This window comes from Streptomyces sp. NPDC054842, assembly GCF_053611025.1.
On the sequence record NZ_JBSGZN010000048.1, the window covers coordinates 14,787 to 27,937 of the forward strand.

At 73.1% G+C, this 13,151-nt stretch carries 8 protein-coding genes; all 8 read left to right on the forward strand.

Annotation, left to right across the window (positions count from 1 at the left end; genetic code table 11):
* Positions 1–50: 50 nt before the first annotated feature.
* The 8 genes from ACWGIS_RS29435 to ACWGIS_RS29470 are packed head-to-tail and all read left to right on the forward strand — an operon-like array spanning position 51 to position 13,150.
* Positions 51–1,367 (forward strand): nucleotide sugar dehydrogenase, encoded by a 1,317-nt coding sequence (locus ACWGIS_RS29435; RefSeq protein ID WP_453365498.1) that lies wholly within the window; start codon positions 51–53, stop codon positions 1,365–1,367.
* Positions 1,357–2,622 (forward strand): glycosyltransferase family 4 protein, encoded by a 1,266-nt coding sequence (locus ACWGIS_RS29440; protein WP_453365499.1) that lies wholly within the window; start codon positions 1,357–1,359, stop codon positions 2,620–2,622. The genes ACWGIS_RS29435 and ACWGIS_RS29440 overlap by 11 nt, the downstream gene beginning before the upstream one ends.
* Positions 2,619–3,983, forward strand: a complete 1,365-nt coding sequence (locus tag ACWGIS_RS29445) for a Wzz/FepE/Etk N-terminal domain-containing protein (protein WP_453365500.1) — start codon at positions 2,619–2,621, stop codon at positions 3,981–3,983. The genes ACWGIS_RS29440 and ACWGIS_RS29445 overlap by 4 nt, the downstream gene beginning before the upstream one ends.
* Positions 3,980–5,500 carry a Wzz/FepE/Etk N-terminal domain-containing protein gene (locus tag ACWGIS_RS29450; protein WP_453365501.1) on the forward strand — a complete coding sequence of 507 codons (1,521 nt, stop codon included), beginning with the start codon at positions 3,980–3,982 and terminating at the stop codon, positions 5,498–5,500. The genes ACWGIS_RS29445 and ACWGIS_RS29450 overlap by 4 nt, the downstream gene beginning before the upstream one ends.
* 3 nt (positions 5,501–5,503) lie before the next feature.
* On the forward strand, positions 5,504–7,471 hold the full coding sequence (asnB, locus tag ACWGIS_RS29455; RefSeq protein ID WP_453365502.1) for an asparagine synthase (glutamine-hydrolyzing): 1,968 nt from the start codon (positions 5,504–5,506) through the stop codon (positions 7,469–7,471).
* Positions 7,468–9,651 (forward strand): bi-domain-containing oxidoreductase, encoded by a 2,184-nt coding sequence (locus ACWGIS_RS29460; RefSeq protein ID WP_453365503.1) that lies wholly within the window; start codon positions 7,468–7,470, stop codon positions 9,649–9,651. The genes asnB and ACWGIS_RS29460 overlap by 4 nt, the downstream gene beginning before the upstream one ends.
* A complete protein-coding gene (locus tag ACWGIS_RS29465) occupies positions 9,648–11,606 on the forward strand; it encodes an alginate lyase family protein (protein ID WP_453365504.1) in 1,959 nt (652 codons plus the stop codon). Before ACWGIS_RS29460 ends, ACWGIS_RS29465 begins: the two co-directional genes overlap by 4 nt.
* Before the next feature lie 8 nt (positions 11,607–11,614).
* Entirely contained in the window at positions 11,615–13,150 is a 1,536-nt protein-coding gene (locus tag ACWGIS_RS29470) for a right-handed parallel beta-helix repeat-containing protein (protein WP_453365505.1), read from the forward strand.
* The last annotated feature ends 1 nt before the right edge of the window (position 13,151 follow it).

Here is a 13,151-nt window from a genome sequence, read left to right on the forward strand (position 1 = left end):
GGCGCGCGGACCGCAGGCCACCAGGGCCTGCCCAGGGGGAGGGACGCGTCATGAAAGTCAGCGTTTTCGGGCTCGGCTACGTGGGCTGCGTGTCGGCCGCGTGCCTGGCCAGCATGGGACACCAGGTCATCGGGGTGGACGTCAACCAGGCGAAGGTCGACCTGGTCAACGACGGCAGGGCCCCGGTGGTCGAGGAACGGATCGGCGAACTCACCGCCGAGGTCGTCCGCGGCGGCGCCCTGCGCGCCACCCGCGACGTCCGCGAGGCGATCGAGGGCAGCGAGGTGTCGCTCGTCTGCGTGGGCACGCCCTCGGAACCCAACGGCAGCCTGTGCACCACCTATCTGGAGCGGGTCACCGAGGAGATCGGCGCCGCGCTGGCCGAGCGGGGCGGACGTCACACCGTGGTGTTCCGCAGCACCATGCTCCCCGGCACCTGCCTGAACCTGCTCGTGCCCATCCTGGAGAAGTACGTGGGCGGCACGGCCGGCGTGGACCTGGGGGTCGCGGTCAACCCGGAGTTCCTCCGCGAGGGCAGCAGCGTCCGGGACTTCTTCGACCCGCCCAAGACCGTCATCGGCGAACTCGACCCGGCCGGCGGCGACGTCGTGGCGGCCCTGTACGGCGGCCTGCCCGGCGAGGTGTTCCGGGTACCGGTGCCGACCGCCGAGGCGATCAAGTACGCGGACAACGCGTTCCACGGCCTCAAGATCGGCTTCGCGAACGAACTCGGCGCGATCTGCCGGGCGCTCGGCGTGGACTCGCACCAGGTGATGGACGTGTTCCTGGCCGACCGCAAGCTGAACGTCAGCCCCGCCTACCTGCGGCCCGGCTTCGCCTTCGGCGGCTCCTGCCTGCCCAAGGACCTGCGCAGCCTGGTCCACGCGGCGCAGCGGGCCGACGTCTCGGTGCCGATCCTCTCCCACGTCCTGCCCTCCAACGCCGACCACCTCCAGCGCGCGGTGGAACTCGTCGAGCGCACCGGCAAACGGAAGGTCGGCATGTTCGGGCTGTCCTTCAAACCCGGCACCGACGACCTCCGCGAGAGCCCGCTCGTCGAACTCGCGGAGCGGCTCTTCGGCAAGGGGTACGACCTGCGCATCCACGACGCCAACGTGAGCCTGTCCCGGCTGATGGGCGCCAACCGCGAGTACATCGAGACCCGGCTCCCGCACCTCGGGCAGTTGCTCGCCGACTCGGTCGACGAGGTGCTCGAACACGCCGAGGTGTGCCTGGTGGGGACCAGCGACCCGGCCGTGCTGTCGGCGCTGCCCCACGGGGACGGCCCGGCGATCATCGACCTCATCCGTCTTCCCGACGCCGAAACGCGCCGGACCGAACCGGGGTACATGGGCCTTGCCTGGTGAAGCAGTCAGCGACGGCCGGCCCGACCGGCGCGCGCTGATCCTCGTGGAGAACCTCTCGGTGCCGTTCGACCGGCGGGTGTGGCAGGAGTGCACGACGCTGCGCGACGCCGGCTGGGAGGTGCACGTCATCTGTCCCAAGGGCAGCAAGCGGGACACCGAAGCCGAGGCGGAGATCGACGGCGTGCGGATCCACCGCTACCCGCTGCGGGCGGCCACCGGGGGACCGGCCGGCTACCTGCGGGAGTACGGAACGGCGCTGTGGCACACGGCCCGGCTGGCCCGCAAGGTCGGCCCGGTCGACGTCGTCCACGCCTGCAACCCGCCCGACCTGCTGTTCCTGCCGGCCCTGTGGCTGAAGCGGCGCGGCGCGCGGTTCGTCTTCGACCAGCACGACCTGGTGCCCGAGCTGTACCTCTCCCGCTTCGACCGCGGCGAGGACCTGCTCTACCGCGGCGTGTGCGCGCTGGAACGGATGACGTACCGGGCCGCGGACGTGGTGCTCGCCACGAACGAGAGCTACCGCGACGTCGCGGTGCGCCGCGGCGGCAAGCGCCCCGAGGACGTCTTCGTGGTGCGCAGCGCGCCCCAGACCGACCGCTTCCAACCGGTGCCCCCAGAACCGGAGTTGAAGCGCGGCAAGCCGCACCTGCTGTGCTACCTCGGCGTCATGGGTCCCCAGGACGGCGTCGACTACGCCTTGCGGGCACTCGCCAGACTGCGCGACGAACTCGGACGGACCGACTGGCACGCGGTGTTCGTCGGATCGGGCGACGCCTTCGACGCGATGGTCGAGCTGTCCCGGCGGTTGGGGCTCTCCGACCAGGTGGAGTTCACCGGGCGAATACCGGACGCCGACCTGGTGCGCTACCTCTCCACCGCGGACGTGTGCCTGTCTCCCGATCCCTGCAATCCGCTCAACGACGTGTCGACCATGAACAAGGTCCTGGAGTACATGGCGATGGGCCGGCCCATCGTCTCCTTCGACCTCCGGGAGGCGCGCGTCTCCGCCGGTGACGCCGCCCTCTACGCCTCCGCCGACGACGAGGCCGAATTCGCCAAGCTCATCACGCTGCTGCTGGACGACCCGGAGAAGCGGGCCCGGATGGGCGAGACCGGCAAGCAGCGGATCGACGGCCGACTCTCCTGGCGCAACTCACAGGCGTCGCTGCTCGCCGCCTACACCGCCGCCTGCCGTGACCGCGCTCCGGCGCGGGCGGGCGGCCTGGTCCGGACAGGGAAGAGGCCGCGCCGTTGAGTGATGACACGATCCGCCTGGTCACCATCGGGCGGATACTCCGTCGGCGCCGGCGGCTCCTCGCCGTCCTCGCCGTCGTGGGTGCGCTGGTCGGCTACGGCGCCTCGCTGGCGTTCCCGCCGCGCTACACCGCCTCGGCATCGGTCCTGCTGCCGGGCCAGTGGGAGGAACGCGAGCTGCTGACCCAGGTCGACGTCGCGACCAGCTCCACGGTGGTCGAGCGCGCGGCCGCCACCCTCGGCTGGACCGGCCTCAGGGGCGAGGAGCTGCGGGATCGGGTGAGCGCCAAGGCCGCCGACGGGAACATCATCACGATCTCGGGCACCGCGGACACCCCGAAGCACGCACAGCGCCTCTCCGACGAGGTGGCCCGGCAGTTCGTCGACTTCGCCACCCGGATCGCCGGCGGCGGCAACGACCAGGCGGCCACGGAGGCCGAGGCGCTCCGTCAGCAGGTGGTGGAGACCAACCGCCGCATCACCGACCTCTCCAAGGCGGCCGACCCGGGCCAGAACGTGGAGAGCGTGCAGGCCCGCACCACCCTCGAGAAACTGCGCACCTCGCTGGAAGAGGCCATGACGAAGCTGGACCAGGCCGACCCGGCGAGCAACAAGGCCGGCATGGTCGTCATGGGCCCGGCGGCCCGGCCGACCGGCGAGACACCGCCCACGCGCACACAGCTCGTCGTCGGGGGAGCGGTGCTGTTCTTCCTGCTCTCGGTCGTCGGGCATCTCGCCGCCGCCCGGGTGAACCGGCGGCTGCGCACCGAGGCGGAGATCTCCGCGGCACTGGGCTCGGCGCTGCTGGGCACCGTCGACGTGCCGCACCGGGGAAGCACGCGCGGGCCGGACCACCACGGGACACGGGCCCGCGTCCGCCGGCTCCTCGGCGCCGACACCCCGTGGGACGCGCCGGCCCCGCTCAGGTCGGGCGACGAGGCGGGCCGGCTGATCCGCTACCGGCGGGTGTGCGCCCGCCTCCGGAGCCAGGTGCCGGCCCCCCGGCGCCTGCTGGCCGTCGTACCGGAGGGTGACGACACCGCCCGCCGGGCCGCGGGGCAGCTCGCCGCCGAGGCCGGGGGCGATCCCCTGCTGCGGGTGGTGGAGGTCTCCGTGGACCGGCCCATGGTGCCGGACCGCGACACCGAGTCCGGAGCCCTGGTCGTCCTCGGCGCCGGCAACTGGACCGCGGACGAACTCGCCGGCATCGCCGGGGCGTGCGCGGACGGCGGGCACGAACTCGTCGGCGCCGTCGTCGCCGACACGGTCCTGGCCCCCGAGGCACGGCCCGCGGACCGGACACCGGACCAGCCCACGCGGAAGCTCGCGGTGCGGGGCAACGCGGCGGGAGGCCCGGCGTGACGACACGAACGTCCACGGACGCACCCGCCGCGGCTCCCCTCCTTGACCTCCAGGCGCTGGTGGTGGCGGTACGCAGACGCCGCCGCCTGTGGTCCTCCCTGGCCCTGCTCGGGCTGCTCGTCGGCGCGGCGGTCGCGGTCCTGCTGCCGCCGCCACCGACCGCGGTGACCAAGGTGCTCGTCGCGCACCAGCAGGACCAGCCCAACGACACCGGAACGCTCATCCGCACCGACGTCGAGGTGCTGGGGACCACCCGCATCGCGGGCAAGGCCCTCGACACCCTCGGCTCCCGGGAGGATCCCGCGGACTTCATGCGGGACTACCGGGGCACCGGCCTGACCAACAACCTGCTGCAGATCGAGGTCACGGGCGACAGCGACGCGGAGGCGGTCGCCCGGGCCAAGGCGCTGGCCGACGCGTTCGTCGCCGACCACGTGCGGCGGATGCGGGCGGCCGCGAAGGCCGAGGCCGCGGCCCTGCTCGAACAGAGCGACCGCATGCGGACCGAACTCGCCGAGGTGAACAAGGCGATCGGCAACCAGTCCCCGGAGAGCGACCCGAAGGCGTCGGCGAGCATCGAGTCGCTGTTCGCCCGCCGGGCCGAACTGAACTCGCGGATCGCCGACTTCGACCAGCGCTCCGCGGAGGCACGCACCGGCGCACCCAAAATCATCGCCGGTACGCAGATCGTGGACGCCCCGCGGGCGCTGCGGCACTCCCTGCCCAAGGCCCTGGCCACCGACGCCGTCATCGGCCTGGTCCTCGGCCTGGTCATCGGGCTCGTGCTGGCCGCGGTCGGGGCGGTGGTGGGGGACCGGCCCGTGCTGCGCCGGGACGTCGCGGCGCACCTCGGCGCCTCGGTCGTCGCGGAGCTGCCGCGCCGTCCGGGCCCCCCGTGGCGGCGCCGACGGACCCGGACGGCCCGCGAACGGCTCACCGCGACCCTCGCCAGGGCCGTACGCGGCTCTACGGAACCGGTGTCCCTGCTGGAACTGGGCGCCGCACGCCCGGCGAGCACGCTCGCCCTGGACCTCGCCGCTGCCCTGGCACCGGAGGGACGGGTGGTCGTCGTCGACGCGCTGCCCGGCCGGGAGCTCTCGGGCCGCCGCCCGAAACCGGGCGACCCCGCCGTGGTCGGCGCCGAGCGCGCCGAGACCGTGCCGCTCCAGGAACGCCGGCTCGCCGTCGGCTCGGTGGCGCCCGGCACGGCGTGGACCGACCTGCGCCACCTCGGCACCCAGACCGTGCTCGTCGTACGCGCCGGGCACGGCAGCACCGCATGGCTGCACACCGTGGCGCGGCAGCTCGCCGACCAGCGCATCCCCGTGATCGGGGTGGTGCTGATCGACCCCGATCCGCGTGACCGCACCGACGGCACGCTCTGGGACGGCCTGCACACCGCGCTGCGCGGCCGGAGCGAGCGGCCGGACCGGCCGAACGGGGAGGGGCGGCGGCGGACGGAGCGGCTGCCGCTGTGGGCCGCACGGGTCCCGGAAAACGACCAGGAGGCTCGGTAGCACATGTGTGGCATCGCAGGCACCTACCGGTGGCCGGAGGGCAAGGTCGTCACCGACCGGCTCACCGACATCCTCGCCCACCGCGGCCCGGACGGGGCGGGCCGGTACGGCCACCCCGTCGGCGACGGCGAAGTGCACCTCGGGCACCGCCGGCTGGCCATCGTCGACCTGTCCGAGACCGGCGCCCAGCCGATGGTCTCCGACGGTCTCGCCCTCACGTACAACGGCGAGCTGTACAACGCGCCCGAGCTGCGGGCCGAACTGACCGCCACCGGGGTGCGCTTCCGCGGCACCTCCGACACCGAGGTGGTGCTGGAGGCCTGGCGGCGCTGGGGCACCGACTGCCTGCCCCGGCTGCGCGGCATGTTCGCCTTCGGGATCTTCGACGAGCGGACCGGTGAACTGGTCCTCGCCCGCGACCAGCTGGGCATCAAGCCGCTGTTCCTGCTCCGGCGCGGTACGGGCCTGGTGTTCGCCTCCGAGCTCAAGGCGCTGGCCGCCGCGACCGGGGGGTCCCTGGAAGTGGACCACGCGGCCCTGGTGGCCTCGCTGCTCTACTACTGGGTGCCCGACTCGCGGTGCGCGTACCGCGAGGCGGAGAAGCTGCCGCCGGGAAGCTGGCTGCGGTGCCGCCCCGACGGCCGGGTGGAACGCGGCCGGTACTGGAACCTGAAGGACGTCGCCGCCCGGGGGCAGGAGCGGGCCCGCAGCGGCGAGCAGCCCGACCTGGCCGCCGTCGTCGAGGACTCGACCCGGCGCCACATGCTCTCCGACGTACCCGTCGCGACCTTCCTCTCCGGCGGCCTCGACTCCAGCTACCTGACCGCGCTGGCGGCCCGCCACCAGCCCGGGATCTCGGCCTACACGATCGGATTCCGCGCCGAGGACCAGAAGTTCGAGGCGATGCCCGACGACCTGCGGTACGCCCGTCAGGTGGCCGAGCGGTTCGGCGTCGACCTGCACGAGATCGAGATCGCCCCGAACGTGCTCGACCTGCTGCCGGAGATGACGTACCACCTGGACGAGCCCATCGGCGACCCGGCCGCGATCAACACGTTCCTGATCTGCTCCGCGGCCCGCGACGCCGGGGTCAAGGTGATGCTCTCCGGCATGGGCGCGGACGAACTGTTCGCCGGGTACCGCAAGCACCTGGCCAACCTGCTCGCGCTGCGCTACCAGCGCGTCCCGCGGCCGCTGCGCCGCGGGCTCTCCAGCGCCGTGGACCGGCTGCCGGTGGCCACCGCCCGCCGGGGCTACCGGTCGGTGCGCTTCGCGAAACGCTTCCTGTCCTTCGCCGACCTGCCGGAGGAGACCGCGTTCCGGCGCAGCTACACCATGTACGACCAGCAGGAGCTGCTCGCCCTGGTCGATCCCGACCTGGCCGGGACGGTGGACGACGTGCTGACCGAGCACGCCGACGTCTACCGGGACAACGAGCTGGACGACTTCGTCAACCGCATGTGCCTGGCCGACGCCCGGATGTTCCTGCCGGGCCTCAACCTCGCCTACACGGACCGCTCCAGCATGGCCGCGTCGACCGAGGTGCGGGTGCCGTACGTGGACGTCGAGGTGGTCGAGGCGGCGTTCGCGGTGCCCGGCGACCGCAAGATCGCCGGACGCCAGGGCAAGGCCGTACTCAAGGAGGCGGCCGCCTCGGTCCTGCCACGGGAGATCGTGTACCGGCCCAAGGGCCTGTTCAGTGCCCCGCTGCGGGCCTGGATGAGCCGGGACCTGGCACCGCTGGTGCGCGAGGTGGTGCACGACGGGGTGCTGGTCAACTCGGGGATCCTGCGCCGCGACGCGCTGGCGCGCATGGTCGCCGAGGACGCCGCCGGGCAGCGGGACTTCTCCAAGCACCTGTGGCACGTGCTGACCCTGGAGCACTGGTACCGCGGCGCTACCTCCGGATCCGGCCCGAGCACGCACGGCACGGCTGAGAAGACGGCTCAGAATCAAGGGGACTTCGCGTGAAACAGGTAGTGCAGAACTACAAGAGCGGCGAGCTGGCCGTGCTCGACGTGCCGGTGCCGGGGTGCAAGCCGGGCGGTGTGCTGGTCCGCACCGCCTACTCGCTGATCTCCACCGGGACCGAACTCATGAAGGTCTCCGAGGCGGGCATGTCGATGCTGGGCAAGGCCCGCTCGCGGCCCGACCAGGTGGCCAAGGTCATGCAGAGCGTGGCCACCAACGGAGTGCCCGCCACGTACCGCAAGGTGATGGGCAAGCTGGACTCGTACACGCCGCTGGGCTACTCGCTGTGCGGGGTGGTCGAGCAGGTCGGCGACGGCATCGACGACGTGAAGGCCGGCGACCTCGTGGCCTGCGCCGGCAACGAGCACGCCCTGCACGCCGAGCTGAACTGGGTGCCGAAGAACCTCTACACCCCTGTCCCGGACGGCCTCGCCCCGCGGCACGCGGCGTTCGGCACCGTCGGGTCGATCGCGATGCAGGGCGTCCGCCAGGGCGAGCCCCGGCTCGGCGAGGTGGCGCTGGTCATCGGCCTCGGGCTGATCGGCCAGCTGGTGGCGCAGCTCCTCACCGCCTCGGGCGTCCGCGTCGTGGGCGCCGACCCCGACCCGGCGCGCTGCGAACTCGCCGAGCGGCTGGGCGCCGTGGCCTGCGGCGACCCCGCGTCCGCGGCCGTGGAGTCCGCCGTCGCCGAACTCACCGCGGGGCACGGCGTGGACCAGGTGTACCTGGCCGCGGGCGGCGGCAGCAACCAGCCCGTCGAGCTGGCCGCCCGGCTGTGCCGGGACCGCGGCCGGGTGGTCGACATCGGCAAGTGCCGCCTGGACCTGCCGTGGAACGCGTACTACGAGAAGGAACTCGACGTCCGGTTCTCCCGGAGCTACGGCCCCGGGCGCTACGACCCGGAGTACGAACTCGACGGACGGGACTACCCGATCGGCTACGTGCGCTGGACCGAGCGCCGCAACCTGGCGTGCTTCCTCGACCTCCTCGCCCGCGGCAGCGTCGACGTGGAGCCGCTGGTGTCGCACGTCGCCGACTTCGACGACGCGGTGGACACCTACCAGCGGCTGAAGGACGGCGAGCTGAAGGCCGTGGCCGTGCTGTTCCGGTACCCCGAGCAGGCGGTGGAGGCGGTCGCGCCGACCGTGGCGGTGCCCGAGGTCAAGAGAGGCGGCGGCACCGCTCCGACCCCGGCCCGGTCCGCCACCGCGCCGGTGCGGCTGGCGTTCGTCGGCGCCGGCAACTACGCCACGTCCATGCTGCTGCCGCACCTGGCACAGCGCGACGGTGTCGCCCTGTCGACCGTCGTCACCACGACGGCGCTGTCCGCGGCCAACGCGCAGCGCAAGTTCGGCTTCGCCGAGGCGACCACCGACCTCGACGCCGTGCTCGGCGACCCGTCGATCGACGCGGTGTTCGTGGTCACCCGGCACAGCTCGCACGCCGAGCTGACCCGCAAGGCGCTGCTGGCGGGCAAGGCGGTGTTCGTCGAGAAGCCGCTCGCGCTCACCGAGGACGAACTCGCCGGCGTGCTCGCGGCGGTGGAGGAGTCCGGCAACGACCGGCTCCAGGTCGGCTTCAACCGCCGGTTCGCGCCGCTGCTCACCGAGGCCAAAAAGCGCTTCGGCGCCCGCACCGGCCCGGCGAGCCTGCGCTACCTGATCAACGCGGGCCGGCTCCAGCACGGCAGCTGGTACCTGCAACAGGGCGCGGAGGGCTCGCGGTTCGCCGGCGAGGGCGGGCACTTCATCGACACGGCGAGCTGGCTGCTCGGCGCCGACCCGGTCTCGGTGTACGCGGTCGCCGCACCCGGCAACGAGGACCTCCAGATCGTCCTCGGCTACCCGGACGGCTCCACCGCCACCCTCAGCTACGTCACCACCGGCGCGCCCGGCTTCCCCAAGGAGACGCTCGACCTCGTCGCGGACGGCAAGGTGCTGCGCCTCGACGACTTCGTCCGCGCGTCGGTCTACGGCCGCAAGCGGTGGGTCAGTTCGCGGCTGCCCAAGGCCCGGGACAAGGGCCAGGCCGCCGAACTGGCCGCGTTCGTGCGGGCCGTGCGGACCGGCGGTCCGATGCCGGTGCCGCTGGAGTCGCTGGTCGCCACCACGGCGGCCACCCTCGCCGTGCAGGCCGGGCTGGCCGGCGGCGCCCCGGTGACGCTGGCGAGAACCCGATGACGATGAGCGCGGGCTGGTACCTGCGGCGGCTGTCCCGGATGGGACCGCGCGAGATCGGCGGCCGGGTGGGCGACACGGTGCGCCGGCGGCGCTGGCGCTCGGCGCCGGCCGGCTGCCCGGACGTGACCGGGGCCCGCTTCACCGCGGCCCTGCCCGCCGGGACGCTCGCCGCGATACCCCCGGACGCCGCGAAGCGCCTGGTCGCCGGGGCGGACCGGCTGATGGACGGGCACGCCGAGTACTTCGGCGTGCCCCGCGACGACATGGCCGACCCGGACTGGTGGTGGGACCCGAAGACCGGGCGCCGGGCTCCCGGGGGCTACGCCTTCGACGTGCCCTACCGCAGCGAGGACGCCGTCGGGGACATCAAGCAGATCTGGGAGCCGTCCCGCCACCAGCACCTCACCGTGCTCGCCGCCGCCTACGCGATCACCGGGAACGAGCGGTACGCCGAACGCGTCGCCGAGCACCTGCGGTCGTGGTGGGCGGCCAACCCGCCGCTGCGCGGCGTGCACTGGATCAGCGGGATCGAGCTGGGCATCCGGCTGCTGTCCTGGGTGTGGGTCCGCCGGCTGCTCGACGGCTGGCCCGGCGCGGCCGCGCTGTTCGAGGACAACCCGGTGGCCCGGAACCAGATCTGGCACCACCAGCGCTGGCTGGCCGCCTTCCCCAGCCGGGGGTCCTCGGCGAACAACCACGTCGTCGCCGAGGCCGCCGGGCAGCTCGCGGGGGCCTGCGCGTTCGGGTGGTTCCCGTCCTCGGCGCGCTGGCGGGCCGGCGCGCTGCGCTCGCTGGAGCGGCACCTGCGCGGCAACACCTTCGGCTCAGGGCTCAACCGCGAACTGGCCACCGAGTACCACGGGCTCGTCCTGGAGCTGGGCCTCGCCGCCGTGGCCGAGGCGGACGCCGCCGACGTGCCGGTGCCCGCCACCGTGCGCCTGGTGCTGCTGCGGATGACCGACGCGCTCGCGGCCGTCGTGGACAGCGGTCTGCGGCCGCCGCGCCAGGGCGACGCGGACGACGGGCACGGACTGGTCCTGGACGGGCCGGGCACCGACCGCTGGGCCTCGCTGCTCGCCACCGGGGACGCCGTGTTCGGGCGGCTCGACTGGTGGCCCGCGGTGACCTCCACCGACGTCCGCACCCCGCTGCTGGCCGCGCTCGTCCGGCCGTACGGGAAGAAGGGCACGGCGCCCGCCGTGACCCGCCCCGCGACACGGCCCGACCACTTCGCCGACGCCGGGACGACCGTCCTGCGTGGACCGGACGGGATCTGGTGCCGCTGCGACGGCGGACCGCACGGCTTCCTGTCCATCGCCGCACACGCCCACGCGGACGCCCTGTCCGTGGAGGTCCGGCACGACGGGGTCGACGTGCTCGCCGACCCGGGGACGTACTGCTACCACGGGCAGCCCGAGTGGCGGCGGTACTTCCGGTCGACCCTCGGCCACAACACCCTCACGCTGGACGGCGAGGACCAGTCCGCCTCGGGCGGCCCCTTCCTGTGGACCCGGCACGCCCGCAGCCGCGTGCTGGTCGCGGACACGTCCGACCCGGGCGTGGCCCGCTGGAGCGCCGAGCACGACGGCTACCGGCCCTCGGTGCACCGCCGCCGGGTGGAACTGACAGCCGCCACAAGGGAGTTGAGCATCGTCGACGAGGTGCGAGGGCCGCGCCGGGCCGTGCAGCTGGCGTTCCACCTCGGCCCGGCCGTCGCCGCCGACCTGGTGGGGAACCGGGCGGCGCTCACCTGGATCCGGGACGGCGAGGGACGCTCCGCGGTGCTCGACCTGCCCGGTCAGCTCGACTGGCGGGCCCATCGCGCCGAGACCGCCCCGCCCCTCGGCTGGTACTCCGCGGGCTTCGGGCGCAAGGAACCCGCCACCACGCTCATCGGCACCGGCTTCACCGACAGCACGGAGGACTTCACCACCGTGCTCAGGTTCCACGGCTAGGGGGACGCGTGGACATCAAGAGGCGGCACTGGCCGGCGGCGCTGGCACCGCTGGCGCTGGTCCTGCTGGCGGCGACCGGCTGCGAGAGCACGCCGGGCGCCGCGGCGGAACCACCGAAGGCCGCGCCGTCCACGCCCGCGGCCCGCTCCGTGGCCCGGGTGTGCGCCGAGCCCGCGGCAGGCCCGGACAAGGCGCCGGCGGGCGCGGTGACCATCGACCCCAAGGTGGTCGGCGACCTGGCGGCGAAGACGAAGAGCAGCCCCCCGAACACCACGTTCTGGCTCCGGCCCGGCACGCACCGGCTCGACCCGGACCGCTACGCCCAGGTCATCCCGAAGAAGGGGGACCGCTACCTCGGTGCGCCGGGCGCGGTCCTCGACGGGAGGAAGAAGAACCAGTACGCGTTCGGCGGCGGCGCCCGCGACGTCACCATCAGCCACCTGACGGTGCAGCACTTCGTCGCCCCGCGCGACGAGGGCGTGGTCAACCACGACTCGGCGGACGGATGGGTGATCGAGCACGCGACGATCCAGTACAACTCCGGCGCCGGACTGATGGCCGGCGCGCGCCAGCAGGTCCGCGCCAACTGCCTGCGGAAGAACGGCCAGTACGGCATGAACGCGTACAAGGCCGGCGGCCCGCTGCGCGGACTGGTGGTCGAGGGCAACGAGATCGTGGGCAACAACACCGGCGACTGGGAACGACGGCAGAAGGGCTGCGGCTGCACCGGAGGCGTCAAGTTCTGGGCGGTCGACCGCGCCGACGTACGCGGCAACTGGGTGCACGACAACCGCGGGACGGGGTTGTGGGCGGACACCAACAACAACGACTTCCGCATCGAGAACAACGTGTTCGAGGCCAACGACGGTGCCGCCCTGATCTACGAGATCAGCTACAACGCGGTCATCCGCAACAACACGATCCGGCGGAACAACTGGGTCGAGGGCCGCAAGGCGGCGGAACGCGGCGACACCTTCCCGTTCGCGACGGTCTACCTGTCCGAGTCCGGCGGCGAACCGAGGGTCAGCGCCCGCACCGACAAAATAGAGGTCTACCGGAACGTCCTGATGGACAACTGGTCCGGGATCACCCTGTGGGAGAACGCCGACCGGTTCTGCAACAGCCCGGCCAACACCTCGTCCGGTGACTGCACCCTGCTGGTGAAGGACACCGACCGGTGTGCGAAGCCGGCGATCGCCGGCCCCCCGCTGTACGACGACTGCCGGTGGAAGACCCAGCGCGTCGACATCCACCACAACCGCTTCACGCTCGACAAGTCCGTCGTCAAGTGCACGGCCAAGTGCGGCCTGATGGCGGTGCTGGCCAACTACGGCACCTACCCGGACTGGTCTCCGTACCAGGGCGAGGGGGTGGCCGAGGCGATCACCACCGGCCAGCACAACCGCTGGCACGACAACGTCTACCGAGGACCGTGGAAGTTCGTCGCCCACGACCCGAGCCGCGTCCTCGACTTCACCCAGTGGCAGGGCACGCCCTACCGGCAGGACAAGGGCAGCACCCTCGACCCGCGGGGCGGTGGCTGAG

Bases quoted from the DNA above. Each gene is read 5' to 3' on its own strand.
- asnB (WP_453365502.1), top strand. From the start codon at position 5,504: ATGTGTGGCATCGCAGGCACCTACCGGTGGCCGGAGGGCAAGGTCGTC.
- ACWGIS_RS29435 (WP_453365498.1), top strand. From the start codon at position 51: ATGAAAGTCAGCGTTTTCGGGCTCGGCTACGTGGGCTGCGTGTCGGCC.
- ACWGIS_RS29465 (WP_453365504.1), top strand. From the start codon at position 9,648: ATGACGATGAGCGCGGGCTGGTACCTGCGGCGGCTGTCCCGGATGGGA.